Source organism: uncultured Roseobacter sp., from assembly GCF_947501835.1.
Classification (GTDB): domain Bacteria; phylum Pseudomonadota; class Alphaproteobacteria; order Rhodobacterales; family Rhodobacteraceae; genus Roseobacter.
This window is the reverse complement of the sequence record NZ_CANMXR010000002.1, coordinates 283949-297718: the sequence shown is the minus strand read 5'-3', so window position 1 is coordinate 297718 and position 13770 is coordinate 283949. Positions and strand designations below refer to the sequence as shown.

Below are 13770 nucleotides of genomic sequence, written 5' to 3'. Positions count from 1 at the left end.
GCTACGTGTAGTTTCCGACGAACAACAAAGGAGCACACCATGATCACACTGCTTACCTACCCGCCCGCCTTTGGTCAGTTTTCCGGCAGCCCCTTTTGTATCAAAGCAGCACATCTGCTGAAACTCTCTGGCCAGCACTGGAAACGTGAAAACACGCTCGATCCGCGCATGATGCCCTACAAGAAACTGCCCGTCATCCGCGCCGAGGATCAGCTGATCGCCGACAGCGATATGATCCGCGCCTACCTCGAAGCGCAGGGAGCCACCTTTGATGAAGGTCTCTCAGAACTGGATAAATCGACGTCGCGCGCCTTCATCCGCATGGCAGAAGAACACATCTATTTCCATATCGTGCTGGACCGATGGGGCAATGACGATATCTGGCCCGAAGTCCGCGATACCTATTTCGCCTCCGTGCCGAAGCTGATCCGGGGCATGGTAGCGAACAAGATCCGGAGAAATCTGCTCGCCGCGATGCAGGTGCAGGGCCTTGGCCGGTTCACACCGGAGCAACGATTGGCCCGGTTAGAGCCTGATTTGGAGGCGCTGGTCACGCGGTTGTGGCAAAATCACTTCCTCTTCGGTAACAGGCCCACTGCAGCAGACGCCTCCGTTGGGCCGATGCTGAGCGCCATCATCGCAAGCCCGGGAGAAACCGCACTCGCATCCCGGATCAAGGAAAACGCGATCCTTATGGGCTACATCAGCCGCGTCGAAGAAATGCTGCCTACCGGCGGCTGCGCTTGACCTTGCGCTTGGTCTTATCGGCTTTGCGTTTCGCCTTAACGCCCCGGCGTCTGGGCGTGCGTCCGGCTGGTGATCTGCGGCCTTGCGGGATCGCGTCGCCGTCCAGCGCCAGAAGTTCCAGCGCAATGCCACCGGTCACTGGCGCTGCCTCCGCCAGGCGTGCGGTGACCCGCTGGCCCAGGCTGATCATCATGCCGGTGTCAGATCCCATCAGGGTGCCCGCCTCAGCGTCATAGTGGAAGTATTCGCGCCCGATGGAGCGCATCGGAATCAATCCGTCCGCGCCGGTTTCGTCCAGTTTCACGAAAACGCCGAACCTTGCGATGCCACTGATACGCCCGGTGAATTCATTGCCCACCCGCTCGCTCAGATAGGACGCCATATAGCGGTCGGTGGTATCCCGCTCCGCGATCATCGAGCGCCGTTCCGTGTCAGAGATATGCTCGCCGATGCTGTCGAGCTCATCATAGTCTTCGGGGCGCAACCCATCCTTGCCCCAGCCGTGCGCCGCGATCAAAGCCCGGTGCACGATCAGATCGGAATAGCGCCGGATCGGCGAGGTGAAATGCGCATAGCGCGCCAGTGCCAGGCCGAAATGACCCAGATTCTGCGCGCCATAATAGGCCTGTGTCATCGAGCGTAGCGTCGACATGTTGATCAATTCAGCCTCATCCGATCCTGCCGCCGCGTTCAGCAGGCGGTTCAGATGTGCGGTCTTGAGCACCTGACCTTTTGCAAGGTTGAAGCCACTGGCTTGCGCGGTTTCACGCAGCGCGTCCAGTTTTTCGGGGCTTGGTTCTTCGTGCACCCGGAAAAGCAGCGGGATTTTCTTGGCGATCAGCGTCTCTGCCGCCGCCACATTGGCCAGCACCATGAATTCCTCGATCAGCCGGTGCGCGTCCAGCCGTTCCTTGAAATTCACCGATGTCACCGTGCCGTCATCGGCCAGCTCAATACGGCGCTCTGGCAGGTCCAGATCAAGCGGCTGGCGTCGCTCCCGAGCCGACACCAACGCCTCGTAGGCGGCATAGAGCGGTTTTAAAACAGGCTCTAACAAGGGGTCACAGCGGTCATTTGGGTGACCATCAATGGCTTGCTGCACTTCTTCGTAGTGCAGAGAGGCTGGCGACCGCATCAGCCCGCGATGAAACCTATGCGAGAGCTTATTGCCAGACGCGTCCAGTTGCATGCGCACCGCGATACAGGCCCTTGGCACCCCTTCGTGCAGCGAACACAGATCACCCGACAGCCGGTCGGGCAGCATCGGCACCACGCGGTCCGGGAAGTAGGTGGAATTGCCACGCTTGCGCGCTTCGCGGTCCAGCGCAGAACCGGGCGTCACATAGGCCGCCACATCCGCAATCGCGACCCAGACGACATGCCCACCGGCGTTGTTCGGGTCCTCATCCGCATGCGCGTAGCAAGCGTCGTCATGGTCCCGCGCATCGGATGGGTCAATTGTGATCAGGGGCAGGTCCCGCAGGTCCTCGCGACCTTTCAGGGTCACGGGTTTGGCGCGATCCGCCTCCGCGATCACCTCATCAGGGAAAGCGTCAGGGATCCCGTGCTGGTGGATCGCAATGAGCGACACCGCCTTGGCCGCTGACGGATCGCCAAGCCGCTCGACAATCCGCGCGCGCGGCAGGCCCATGCGTCCCTTCGGCCCGGCCTGCTCGGCCTCGACCAACTCGCCGTCCTTGGAGCCGTGGGTCGCATCGCTGGCCACATGCCATTCCTTGTCGGACCCTTTGTCGATCGGCAGAATGCGCCCGCCCTCGGCCGTTTTGCGAAACACACCCAGCACGCGGCGCGGGTTCGTGCCAATGCGTCGGATCAGCCGCGCTTCGTAGTGATGATCTTCGCCCTTGATCAGCGTCAGCCGCGCCAGAATTCTGTCGCCCGCCCCCAAAGCCGGGTCAGAGGCGCGCGGGACCACCAGCACAACCGGTTCCACCCCCTCGCCCTGCCATTCCATCGGCTTGGCATAAAGATCCCCGTCCCTGTCCGGACCGGTCACCTGCAAAACGCTTACCGGCGGCAGCCTGTCAGGGTCCTGATAGCTGCGGTTGCGCTTTTCCAGATGGCCGTCCGCTTCGAGCTCCTTGAGAACCCGCTTGAGATCGATCCGCGCGGCCCCCTTGATGCCAAAGGCCTTGGCGATGTCGCGTTTGGCGGTCAGCGACGGATTTTCGCTGATCCAGTCCAGAATTTCAGATTTTGTGGGGATGCGGGTCATGGTCCTCAGGTAACATGCGCTCCGGGCGCCGTCATGCGCAAATCGTCCAGCGTGTCCACATCCCGCAGACGATCCACATATGCGATGCGATTTGTCGGCAAGCTGGCGGCGGTATCGGCCAATGCATGCTCGCTTGACCAGCGCACGCCCTCAAAAAGCCGGGGCGATACCCCCTGCATCCGCTTCAATCCGATAAGCCAGTATCCGCCATCCGGTGCGGGGCCAAAAACCGCGTCAGACGGCCCCAAAGCCCGGAAGGCGCGGGCAATCTGTTTCCGGTCAATGTCAGGAATATCCGACCCGATGATGCAGACGGGGCCAGCGGTCGGCAGCGACAAGGCGCGTTTCATGCGGTCGCCCAGATCACCCCGCCCCTGCGGCATCCGCCCAAGATGCGCGGGCCAGACCCGGCTCCTTAATCCTTCGGCATCCGGACTGACGGCCAGAATGACGCGCCAGCGTGGGTCCTGCACCCTGCTGATCAAATGTCGCGTTTGATGGCGAAACCACCAGGCAGCGGCAACCATGCCGATGTCCTTGCCCAGACGCGTCTTGACCCGACCGGGATGCGGCTCCTTCAACATCACCACGAGGGTGGGTTTCACAAATCCTGCTCCTTGACAAAAACCATGCGCGGTAGGGCCAGGCAACGCGCAATATCCTCCGTCCACGCACAGTCAAAACTCATGCAAAGTAATCTTTCAGAATGCGCGAATAGACAGCTTTCAGCTGGTGAATGTGATCCACCCGCACATGCTCATCCACCTGATGTATCGACTGCCCGACAAGGCCGAACTCGACAACCGGGCAGTGATTTTTCACAAAGCGCGCGTCTGACGTGCCGCCGGTCGTCGACATAACCGGTTTGATCCCTGTTTCCGCCTCAACGGCCTTTGCCACCAGGTCGGATAAATCGCCGGGGGGCGTGACGAAGCTTTCGCCGGAAATCTTGATTTTCAACTCTGTCGTGACGCCAAAATCAGTCTCTATGCCGGCAATTTCGCTCTCAATCCATGCCGTCAGAGACGCGCCGCTGTGGGTGTCGTTGAACCGGATATTTACCGCGGCACTGCACTCGGCAGGGATCACATTCGTGGCGGTGTTCCCGGTATCGACGGTCACAATGGCAAGGGTCGATGGATCGAAGTGATCAGTTCCCTGATCCAATTCGTGGCACGCAAACCGGTCCATCAGGCGCATCATCGCGGGCATCGGGTTCAGCGCCCGGTGCGGATAGGCCGAATGCCCCTGCTTACCGATCACTTTGATCCAGGCGGTCATCGACCCGCGGCGCCCGATCTTCATCATCTCGCCCATGCGGTCGGGACAGGTAGGCTCCCCCACCAGACAGACATCCATGCGCTCATCATTGTCGGCCATATGCGCCAGCAGGGCCGTGGTGCCATCCACGGCATCGCCTTCTTCATCCCCGGTGATCGCCAGAATAATCGCGCCCTCGGGCGGTGTGGTCTGCACAAAATCGACGGCGGCAGCAGCGAAGGCGGCAACGCCGGATTTCATGTCCGTGGCACCACGCCCATAGAGAACCCCGTCTTCAATCTCTGCACCAAAGGGCGGTTTGGTCCAGGCGGCGGCATCGCCAATGGGCACAACATCTGTATGGCCATTGAACCCGAAGGTTCTGGAATGACCCTTGGCACCCCACCGGGCAAAGAGGTTTCGGATGCCCCCGCGATCCGCCCATGCGCAGTCAAAACCCGCCTCCTGCAACACATCGTGCAGGACATCCAACGCGCCGTCATCGGCAGGTGTCACCGATGCACAGCGCACCAGATCGGCGGTCAGGGAAACGGGGTCGAGGCCAGCCATAGGGCACTTCCTTCATCTGGGTCGCATGGGTGTCGGGGTAAGGAATGTGGCCAAATCGCATCATTGCCAAGGGGTCGCGTAACAAAAGCTTAACAAATAGGCAGTCCGGGTGTTAACGAATCACTCATAACATAACCCGAGGCAGGGCATCAGCAGTGTGGTCACCATAAAAATGGGGCCGATTGCACCGAAGAACAAGAAAGAGCGTAGCCGGAAACCGGGCGCTTGAAGGGTGTTTTGTCTCGTCGAAGGGGTGCGAGGCAAATAGTATGGTTGCAGCGTCAGAACTGCCCATTCAAACCGTGCGCGAAGGCACGAATGCGACGGATATGGCCAACGCCATTTTTGGCGCAGGCGTCCAGGTCGAAAGCGCGTCCTATACGGGCGACATCGACAGCGCGGGGATCTATTCAAACGGCGATTCAGTTTCCGGCAGCGTGACACCGGGCGATTCAGGTGTGATCCTGTCTACCGGCAATGCGGAGCGGTTCACAAACTCCAGTGGCACGTCCAACCAAAGCAACAGCACAAGCACCAACACGAGCGGCATCAACAATAACCCGCAGTTCAATGCGGCGGCGGGCGCGCGCACCTATGATGCGGCCTATCTTGACGTGGATTTCATCCCTGACCACGCGCAGATGACCATCCAATTCGTGTTTTCTTCGGAAGAATACCCGGAATTCCAGAACTCGATTTATCAGGATTTCGTCGGCGTCTGGGTCAATGGCGCGCAGGTCGACATGGATGTGGGAAACGGGGATGTGGACCCTGGGAATGTCAACACAGCCAATAATATCAACATGTTCGTCGACAACCAGAACGACGACCATAATACAGAGATGGACGGCTTTACCATCACGCTGACCCTGACGATGAACGTCATTCCCGATCAGGTGAACTCGATCCGCATCGGCATCGCGGACGTCTCTGACAGCAGTTATGATTCCAACCTTCTGATCGCGGCGGATTCCGTTCAATCCGAGCTGATCGCCATCTCGGACGACGTCGAGGTCCTCACAAACGGCATCAAGACATTCAGCGTGCTGGACAATGATATCAACGAAGGGCCGGGAACTCTCACGATCACGCACATCAACGGGCAAAGCGTTTCCGCCGGGGACACCATCCTGCTGCCAACCGGGCAGGAAGTCACGCTGAACGGGGATGGGACATTCAGCGTCAAGGGTGATGGGGATGAAGAGAATTTCAACTTCACCTATTCCATATCGAACGGGACCAACACGGATGTGGGCTATGTCAACGCCACGTCGGTGCCCTGTTTTGTCACCGGAACGATGATTGAAACGGCGCGCGGCAACGTCATGGTCGAGCGGCTCAAACCCGGCGATCTGGTGATCACCCAGGACGATGGCCCGCAGCCGCTGCGCTGGATCGGAAGGCGCAGGGTCCAGGCCACCGGGCAATTTGCACCGATCCATATTCAGCCAAACACCTTTGGCACCCACGGTCATTTGCTGGTGTCGCCGCTGCACCGCATCCTGATCCGGGACACCGTTGCCGAACTGCTGTTTGGGGAAGCTGAGGTGCTGGTCTGCGCGCGCGACCTTGTGAATGACCGTTCGGTGCGGATCCGTGAAGGCGGGTCCGTGACCTATGTGCACCTCATGTTCGACAGGCATCAGGTCATTTTCTCCGAAGGGCTGGCAACCGAAAGCTTTCTGCCGGGCCCGCAAACCACCGAAATCTTCGAGCAGGAAATTGTCGCTGAGATTTGTGCGATCTTCCCAGAAATCGACCCTAACACAGGACAAGGCTACAGTCCGGCAGCGCGGCGCACCTTGCGCAAATACGAGGCAGACCTGCTGCGCGCGTCCAATGAGGCGGCCTAAGTGAGCTGGCTGGCCATCTCAGATCACAGGGAACGACGCTTTTCGCTGCGCGGTGTCGGTCATGACCGACGCGACCACCGTCTGCACAGCGACGGCGCCGATACCTTGTTGGCGACGGGCAGCATCATGTTCGAAACACGCCTGTCTCCGGACGGACGACCGCAGGTGTTGCTGGGATTTAACCGTGGCTGGCCAAATCAAAGCAGCCTGACTTTTCGCGCGATACCGGGGGGAGGTGTGTCGCTGGTACAGGTGCAGGGCGAAAATATTGCCCATACCGCCCTCCAACATAGCCTGCCCGCGCGGACGGATGTTTTACGTGTCACCTTCTCCTGGGACGCCCCAAAGCGCTGGGGGTTGCTGACGGTCGAACGGCCCGAAGAGCATCAGATCACATCGGTGTCCGTCCGGGACGTGCGGCCCATGATCCTCCAGGATTTGCGCGATATGATGATGAGACGCGGGGATCAGACGTTTGCGAAGGATCTGGTTTTCGCGGCCCTCTCGGATCAGGTCGAGCCGGTAGGTCCCATGCCGACCCTGTGCCCTGATGCGATGGTGGCGACGCCCCACGGATATCGGGCGGCAGGGTCCCTCAAGCGCGGCGATACGGTGTTCACGCGAGGAGGCACCGTCGTTCCGGTATTGCATCGGATTGATCGGACCGTGCCAGCGCGGGGCAGCTTTGCGCCGGTACGGTTGCGCGCGCCCTATTTCGGTCTGATGCAGGATGTGGTCGTAGCGCCGGACCAGCGCCTGGTCATCGACGGGTCGGAAGTCGAATACCTCTTTGCGGAAGAAGCCGTTTTGACCCCAGCGCGCCATTTGATGAATGGCTTTGCCGCCTTACCGGAAAACGCTGGACCCACGCAGCGATACACACAGGTGATCCTGCCCGAGCATCACGCATTGAACGTCGCTGGCACCTCTCTAGAAAGTCTCTACATTGGCCGATTACGCCGAAACGCCGATCATTTGCAGGCGACAGCCATGCGCGGCATCGCGCGGGCCAGCCTGCCCGAACATGGGTGCGCCGCTTTCAAGGTTCTGAAGTGGTTCGAGGCGATCCATTTAGCGCGTCAACGCGCAGCCTAATCCGCGTCAGCCTCTGGATGTGTGCCGTAAAACGGCTCCATCTGTGCAATAATCACCGCGTTTTCATCCAGCGCGCGCTGCATCAAACCGCGCTCATCACTGCCAATCTCGTGACCCTCCGCCAACCGTTCGTCGAGCGTGCCATACCCGGTCACATCCAGCGGCGCGGTATCTGCCTGTTTCAGCACGGCGACCGTTTCACGGACGGCTTCAGCCTCGTCAATGCCGCTGGCGAACACCACCAGACCGGCGCCTGTGGCCTTTTCCGGCAGGCCATCCCCCTCCTTGCGTCCAATTTGAACGACGAGGGTATAGACCTGCTGACGAGAGGGTTTCTTTTGATGTGCCATGCCGCTTGTTAGGCTTTGGGGAACGGCACCACAACGGCTTTTTCGACCAGCGTATCGGGTGCCCACCCCGAATAGGGTTTCCATTCCATTGCCATTTCATGCAGATGACGCACGCCTGCCAGGATGGCTGTCCCCAGGTCGGACTTCATTTGCAGGTAGCGGGTGGATTGCTCTTCCCAGCGGAAAGCCATCCGGCCCCCGGCGTCCCGTGTTGCAATTGAATCCAGCAAAACAAGCGCCGTGCAGGCGGAATGGGCCGCATGATCCGGGTCTAGCGACACGATCTCAACCACCTCGCCCGGAAACCAGCCGCCGTATTCCGACAGAATGCAGCTCCCCTCCAGACAGTTTTCCAGTGCTTTGCGGTGCACATGCCGGGTTTCCTCCGGCGCGGCTTCGCAAACGAGGTCACGCATCTCGGATGGCATCGACCGGGCAATGACCTTGAAAATCCGGGTCAAATCATCGCCATCGTAGGTTTGCAGATCGCGCCCTTCCGGCACCTTTTCAAGGTTCACCCGCCGCGTTGTATGCGCCCAGCGGAACCCGTTCATCAGCGCCGCCCGGATGGGTGAGGACCCTTTGCGGTAACGCTCCTGAAACGCATCCCAGTTCCAATAGAGATCATCTTCGCCCGCGCCGCCCTGCAACCGGTCAGCAAGCAACAGGGCCGTGGCGGTCAGGAAACTGTCCAGCCCTTTGTCTGGCAAGGCCGCAACCAGCAAGAGATCCGCATGCAGCGTTTCCGCATCGTTTACAGAGAGGACACATTTCTGGTCAAAGATGATCTTGCGCAAAAGCGGCTTATGCGCCGCGTTCAGACGTTCCGACAATCCCCCAAATCCGGTTGCCGCGACAGATCGCAGATCGGAAACAACCTGCAGCGTTTGAAAGGATATGGGGACCGAAGCATGACGCATCCTCTTCGGATAAATTCACATCCGGGCCGGAATACATCGGGCTGTGGGCGATACCCGGGAAATCCTGAGGCACAATTGCCTCAGGTCCTAAATATCGGTTAATCGCGCAGCAATTCGTTAATCGACGTTTTCGAGCGAGTTTGCGCATCAACTTTTTTGACGATGACCGCGCAATAGAGGTTCACCCCGTTTTTGGAGGGCATGGAACCGGCCACGACCACCGACCCTGCAGGTACTTCGCCATAGGTAAATTCACCGGTCTCGCGGTCCACGATTTTGGTCGATTTGCCGATGAAAACACCCATGCCCAGCACAGATCCTTCGCGCACGATGCAGCCCTCGACCACCTCGGACCGCGCGCCGATGAAACAGTTGTCTTCGATGATCGTTGGACCGGCCTGCATCGGTTCCAGCACACCGCCGATGCCGACGCCGCCGGAGAGGTGCACGTTCTTGCCAATCTGCGCGCAGGAGCCGACCGTGGCCCAGGTATCGACCATGGTTCCCTCGTCGACATAGGCGCCCAGGTTCACAAAGGACGGCATCAGCACCACGCCCGGCGCGATGAAGGCCGATTTGCGCACGACACAGTTTGGCACGGCGCGAAAGCCCGCGGCTTTCCATTGATTATCGCCCCAGCCGGCGAATTTGCTGTCGACCTTGTCCCACCAGCCGCCGTCTTGCGGCCCGCCGGTCTGCATTTCCATGTCTTTGATCCGGAACCCGAGCAGCACGGCCTTTTTGGCCCATTGGTTCACGTGCCAATCGCCGCTTGCCTGTTTTTCCGCAACACGCAGCGTGCCACCATCGAGCGCGGCCAGCGTATCTTCGATGGCTTCACGCGTTTCGCCTGTTGTTGCTGGCGTGATTGCGTCACGCGCCTCCCATGCGGCTTCGATGGCAGTTTCAAGCTGTGCGTTGGACATGCGGCCTCCCCCGAGAAAAAAATGTTAATGAAGCGCCTATACAAGCCCGGTGCCACACGTGCAATCATTCAGCATCCACCGGGGCCGAGCAAAGAGATTGCATCTTGGCGCACGACATGCACCCCTGCCCGAAACGAGTTTCCGGAGTGACCAAGATGAATAAACCCCGCCATCCTTTGCGCGATGCTCATGCCGACCGCGACGCCACCAGAGTGGTGCCCGATACGCCGCAGACGCGCGCACCGGCCTACCGGCTTGCGTTTGCCGACGAGGATTTCATGTGCCGCGAGGAGCTGCGGCCTGTCAGGTTACAGCTTGAGTTGCTCAAACCGGAAATGATGCTGGACGCGCATAACATCACCAGCACGATCGTGCTCTTCGGGGGCGCGCGCATTCCCAGCCCCGCCAACAAAGACAGGGCGCGCACCAAAAAGCTCGCACAGCTGTCGTATTTCTATGATGAGGCGCGCGAGTTTGCCCGTTTAATGACGCTCAAGAGCCTTGAGAGCGACGGGCGTGAAAACGTCGTGGTCACCGGCGGCGGTCCGGGCGTGATGGAGGCGGGCAACCGAGGCGCGCTGGACGCGGGCGGGCACTCCATCGGGCTCAACATCGTGCTGCCGCATGAACAGGCCCCCAATGAATATGTGACGCCTGAACTCTGCTTCAACTTCCACTATTTCGCGATCCGCAAGATGCATTTTCTGATGCGCGCCCGTGCGATCTGCGCCTTTCCGGGCGGCTTTGGCACGATGGATGAACTCTTCGAAACGCTCACCCTGATCCAGACCGGACGCATGCAGCCGGTGCCGGTACTGCTTTTTGGTCGCGAATTCTGGGAACGGATTCTGGATTGGGAGGCGCTGGCGGATGCGGGCACAATTTCAGAGGAGGATCTGTCGCTTTTCCGCTTTGTCGACAGCGCGGCGGAGGCGATGCATCTGATCGAAAACTGGGAAGATCTGCCCGCCCGCGACAAATTGCCCGGGCGCGGCTGAGGGAACTTTTGCCAGCCCGCGTCGGTTGGTCTCCCGAATAGCCAATCACGCGCCGCACCGAGGCCGTGAGTAACTTACGGAGGATCAAATGGCACAAGCACGCACGAATGGAAAAACCGATACCGCTGACGTCACAGCCCAGATTGAGACGATCAAGGAAGACATCGCAGCGCTGACCGCTCTGATGTCCGAGGTGGCGCAAGACAAGAAAGACGAAGCCAAGGCGCGCGCCGCCGATGCCGCGTCTACGTTGAAAAGAGCTGCCGCAGATCGGGCCGACGCGGCCCAGACAAAAGCCGTGGAAACCGGCGAGAAGCTGCGCGCAGATGCGGAAGCTGCGTATTACAAGGCCGAAGACACGGTACGCCAGCAGCCCGCGATGGCCGTGGGCATTGCCGCGGGTCTCGGCTTTCTCGTTGGCATGATGACAGCGCGGCGCTCGTAACATGTTTGCGCGCCTGCGACATCAAATCAAAAAGACCGCCCAGCGTTTTGCTCTTGGTGGCATAGGTGCGGTACTGGCACTGTCCGGGATCGGGTTTTTGAGTGCGTCAGCGCTGTTGCTGCTGCTCACCCTGACCGACCCGATTACCGCCTGCGCCATCATGGGGGGTGCGTTTTTGGGGACCGGTCTGCTGTTCATGCTGGCCGCGCGCCCTTCGCACAAACCTGACACGCCAAGACACGCGCAGGAATCGCAAGAAGCGATGCCGCCGGTGGCCGCTGCCTTCATGCAGGGCATGGCGCAAGGGATGGCCGCAGGCCGTGTTAGACACTGATTTTCTGAGGGTCGCCCACGTACGGGCGGCCCCATTTGATCATCGGCAACCGGTAAATGCGGTCTGCTGCTCCATCGAAATGATCTGTTCAAGCGTCGCCTCGGGCAGCGCGCCAATCACCAACGTACGGCCGATCATGACACCCGGCGTGCCGGGAATGCCCAGCGCGCGCCCCAGCGCCAGTGCGTCCTCGATGGTGCGTGTCATCCGGTCGCTGCGCGCATCCGCCATCAGCCGATCTGCGTCAAGACTGTGCCGTTCAGCCACGTCGCGCGCACCCGCAATGCCCGGACGTAATGTGCGTTGCATCATATCAAGATGAATGTCCCGATGATCACCCTGTTGCCCAGCGGCCAATGCCACGCGCGCGGCCCAGAGGGACCGGTCCCCCAAGAGCGGCAGTTCATGAAACCGCAGATCAATCGCCGCACCGCGCTCCTGCAAATCAGCCAGACGTTTGTCTAGGACGGCGCAATATGGGCAATAATAGTCACTAAAAACGGCAATTGGCATCTGACCCAACGGCGGTGGGTCCGGGAAAACGGCGCCGCATAGGTTTTTGGGCAGACGCGCATCAGCCTCCGCTTCTTCAGGCGTCCTCAACCCGGTGAACATATCCGGCGCGGCGCTGATGTTTCCCCGTTCCAGCCGTCTGAAACCCGGCAATCCGGGCAAATCCGTGAACTCCAAAGTGTCTGCACTGCGCCGCAATATGGGTGGGATGGCGATGGCGACGGCAAAGGCCCCGCCTATGATCAAGGCATCGCGCCGACGCATTATTCGCCAGCCAGCCCTGCCTCAGCCTCAATCTGCCGGCGCGATTTACGCGCACGTTCGGTTGCGGATTTCAACTGGCCACAGGCCGCCATAATGTCTTCGCCCCGCGGTGTCCGGATCGGGGAGGCATAGCCCGCCTTGTAGATGATGTCGGCAAAGGCGCGAATACGGTTGTTGGAGGATCTCTTGTAAGGTGCGCCCGGCCATTCGTTGAAAGGGATCAGGTTGATCTTGGCGGGAATGCCATCAATCAGCTTGATCAACCGGCGCGCGTCCTCGTCGCTGTCATTGACCCCGTTCAGCATCACGTATTCGAATGTGATCCGCTCGGAATTTGACACTTTCGGATAGCTGCGCAGCGCCTCCAGCAGCACCTCGATGTTCCAGCGCTTGTTGATCGGCACCAGCCTGTCGCGCACCGCGTCCGTGGTGGCGTGAAAACTCACCGCAAGCTGGCAGCCGATTTCCTGCGCGGTGCGGGCAATCTCGGGCACCACACCGGAGGTGCTGAGCGTGATCCGGCGGCGGCTGAGCTGGATGCCTTCCGGATCCATCGCAATCTTCATCGCATCGCGGACGTTTTCAAAATTGTAAAGCGGCTCGCCCATGCCCATCAGCACGATGTTCGACAAAAGGCGCGTCTCATCCTTGGGTGCGCCAATCTCCGGCCATTCGCCCAGATCGTCGCGCGCCATCATAACCTGACCGATGATCTCACCCGCTGTCAGGTTGCGTACCAGTTTCTGTGTGCCGGTGTGACAGAACGAACAGGTCAGCGTGCAACCGACCTGGCTCGACACACACAGCGTCCCGCGCCCCTCTTCGGGGATATAAACCACTTCGACCTCATGACCGCCCGCAATCCGCACGAGATATTTGCGCGTGCCATCTTCGCTCACCTGTTTGGAAACGACCTCAGGCACCTCGATCACGAAGCGTTCTTTCAGGTCGGCGCGGAAGGCCTTGGAGAGGTTGGTCATCGCGTCAAAATCGCGGACACCCCATTGGTAAATCCACTGCCAGATCTGACCGACCCGCATTTTGGCCTGCTTTTCCGGGGTCCCGGCATCGATCAACACGGATCGCATGGCATCCCGCGTCAACCCGACAAGGTTGACCGGCCCATCCGGCAATTTGCGCGGTATGGTGTGGACGTCTTGCGTAATCGGCGCTGCAGCGGACATAGGTTTTCCTATCGTGGCGAAGATGGGCCTCTATATAGAGGTTTGCGCCAAGATCAAAAGGAAAAGCCCGGTGAT

14 protein-coding genes are annotated in these 13770 nt (G+C 59.9%); 6 read left to right on the top strand and 8 right to left on the bottom strand.

What is annotated here, in order from left to right; genetic code table 11:
* Positions 1 to 39 precede the first annotated feature (39 nt).
* On the top strand, positions 40 to 747 hold the full coding sequence (locus Q1A20_RS05290; RefSeq protein ID WP_299401270.1) for a glutathione S-transferase family protein: 708 nt from the start codon (positions 40 to 42) through the stop codon (positions 745 to 747).
* Here the strand turns inward: Q1A20_RS05290 and rnr are convergent.
* The 3 genes from rnr to dapE all read right to left on the bottom strand — a co-directional run bounded on the left by rnr (position 728) and on the right by dapE (position 4813).
* A complete protein-coding gene (gene rnr, locus Q1A20_RS05285; protein WP_299916229.1) occupies positions 728 to 2983 on the bottom strand; it encodes a ribonuclease R in 2256 nt (751 codons plus the stop codon). The two genes, Q1A20_RS05290 and rnr, sit on opposite strands and share 20 nt — an antisense overlap.
* A gap of 5 nt (positions 2984 to 2988) precedes the next feature.
* Positions 2989 to 3588, bottom strand: coding sequence for a TIGR04282 family arsenosugar biosynthesis glycosyltransferase (locus Q1A20_RS05280; protein WP_299401275.1), 600 nt, complete (start codon positions 3586 to 3588; stop codon positions 2989 to 2991).
* A gap of 79 nt (positions 3589 to 3667) precedes the next feature.
* Complete coding sequence (gene dapE, locus Q1A20_RS05275) at positions 3668 to 4813, bottom strand: succinyl-diaminopimelate desuccinylase (protein WP_299401278.1); 1146 nt, start codon at positions 4811 to 4813, stop codon at positions 3668 to 3670.
* A 269-nt stretch (positions 4814 to 5082) separates the two neighbouring features.
* Between dapE and Q1A20_RS05270 the strand changes: the two genes are divergently transcribed.
* The gene (locus Q1A20_RS05270; RefSeq protein WP_299401280.1) at positions 5083 to 6666 is read left to right on the top strand and encodes a Hint domain-containing protein; all 1584 of its coding nucleotides are present in this window, start codon (positions 5083 to 5085) and stop codon (positions 6664 to 6666) included.
* Positions 6667 to 7761, top strand: a complete 1095-nt coding sequence (locus Q1A20_RS05265; RefSeq protein ID WP_299916226.1) for a Hint domain-containing protein — start codon at positions 6667 to 6669, stop codon at positions 7759 to 7761.
* On the opposite strand, the gene Q1A20_RS05260 is transcribed toward Q1A20_RS05265, so the two are convergent.
* From Q1A20_RS05260 to dapD, 3 genes are all read right to left on the bottom strand, one after another.
* Positions 7758 to 8111 carry a hypothetical protein gene (locus tag Q1A20_RS05260; RefSeq protein WP_299401285.1) on the bottom strand — a complete coding sequence of 118 codons (354 nt, stop codon included), beginning with the start codon at positions 8109 to 8111 and terminating at the stop codon, positions 7758 to 7760. The genes Q1A20_RS05265 and Q1A20_RS05260 overlap by 4 nt on opposite strands.
* A gap of 8 nt (positions 8112 to 8119) precedes the next feature.
* Positions 8120 to 9031: a hypothetical protein gene (locus Q1A20_RS05255; protein ID WP_299401288.1), complete on the bottom strand. Its 912-nt coding sequence runs from the start codon at positions 9029 to 9031 to the stop codon at positions 8120 to 8122.
* 98 nt (positions 9032 to 9129) lie between these two features.
* Positions 9130 to 9957: a 2,3,4,5-tetrahydropyridine-2,6-dicarboxylate N-succinyltransferase gene (dapD, locus tag Q1A20_RS05250; RefSeq protein WP_298968705.1), complete on the bottom strand. Its 828-nt coding sequence runs from the start codon at positions 9955 to 9957 to the stop codon at positions 9130 to 9132.
* A gap of 155 nt (positions 9958 to 10112) precedes the next feature.
* Between dapD and Q1A20_RS05245 the strand changes: the two genes are divergently transcribed.
* From Q1A20_RS05245 to Q1A20_RS05235, 3 genes are all read left to right on the top strand, one after another.
* Positions 10113 to 10955, top strand: a complete 843-nt coding sequence (locus Q1A20_RS05245) for a TIGR00730 family Rossman fold protein (protein ID WP_299401294.1) — start codon at positions 10113 to 10115, stop codon at positions 10953 to 10955.
* Positions 10956 to 11043: 88 nt separating this feature from the next.
* A complete protein-coding gene (locus Q1A20_RS05240; protein ID WP_299401296.1) occupies positions 11044 to 11400 on the top strand; it encodes a DUF883 domain-containing protein in 357 nt (118 codons plus the stop codon).
* Position 11401: 1 nt separating this feature from the next.
* Complete coding sequence (locus Q1A20_RS05235) at positions 11402 to 11734, top strand: phage holin family protein (RefSeq protein WP_299401298.1); 333 nt, start codon at positions 11402 to 11404, stop codon at positions 11732 to 11734.
* Positions 11735 to 11773: 39 nt separating this feature from the next.
* Here Q1A20_RS05235 and Q1A20_RS05230 read toward each other — a convergent pair whose 3' ends face one another.
* On the bottom strand, positions 11774 to 12511 hold the full coding sequence (locus Q1A20_RS05230; protein ID WP_299401301.1) for a DsbA family protein: 738 nt from the start codon (positions 12509 to 12511) through the stop codon (positions 11774 to 11776).
* The gene (rlmN, locus tag Q1A20_RS05225; protein ID WP_299401304.1) at positions 12511 to 13695 is read right to left on the bottom strand and encodes a 23S rRNA (adenine(2503)-C(2))-methyltransferase RlmN; all 1185 of its coding nucleotides are present in this window, start codon (positions 13693 to 13695) and stop codon (positions 12511 to 12513) included. The genes Q1A20_RS05230 and rlmN overlap by 1 nt, the downstream gene beginning before the upstream one ends.
* Positions 13696 to 13770 lie beyond the last annotated feature (75 nt).

Coding starts and splice junctions, on each gene's coding strand:
- Q1A20_RS05290 (WP_299401270.1), top strand. CDS start 40: ATGATCACACTGCTTACCTACCCGCCCGCCTTTGGTCAGTTTTCCGGC.
- rnr (WP_299916229.1), bottom strand. CDS start 2,983: ATGACCCGCATCCCCACAAAATCTGAAATTCTGGACTGGATCAGCGAA.
- dapE (WP_299401278.1), bottom strand. CDS start 4,813: ATGGCTGGCCTCGACCCCGTTTCCCTGACCGCCGATCTGGTGCGCTGT.
- Q1A20_RS05270 (WP_299401280.1), top strand. CDS start 5,083: ATGGTTGCAGCGTCAGAACTGCCCATTCAAACCGTGCGCGAAGGCACG.
- Q1A20_RS05260 (WP_299401285.1), bottom strand. CDS start 8,111: ATGGCACATCAAAAGAAACCCTCTCGTCAGCAGGTCTATACCCTCGTC.
- Q1A20_RS05255 (WP_299401288.1), bottom strand. CDS start 9,031: ATGCGTCATGCTTCGGTCCCCATATCCTTTCAAACGCTGCAGGTTGTT.
- dapD (WP_298968705.1), bottom strand. CDS start 9,957: ATGTCCAACGCACAGCTTGAAACTGCCATCGAAGCCGCATGGGAGGCG.
- Q1A20_RS05245 (WP_299401294.1), top strand. CDS start 10,113: ATGAATAAACCCCGCCATCCTTTGCGCGATGCTCATGCCGACCGCGAC.
- Q1A20_RS05240 (WP_299401296.1), top strand. CDS start 11,044: ATGGCACAAGCACGCACGAATGGAAAAACCGATACCGCTGACGTCACA.
- Q1A20_RS05235 (WP_299401298.1), top strand. CDS start 11,402: ATGTTTGCGCGCCTGCGACATCAAATCAAAAAGACCGCCCAGCGTTTT.
- Q1A20_RS05230 (WP_299401301.1), bottom strand. CDS start 12,511: ATGCGTCGGCGCGATGCCTTGATCATAGGCGGGGCCTTTGCCGTCGCC.
- rlmN (WP_299401304.1), bottom strand. CDS start 13,695: ATGTCCGCTGCAGCGCCGATTACGCAAGACGTCCACACCATACCGCGC.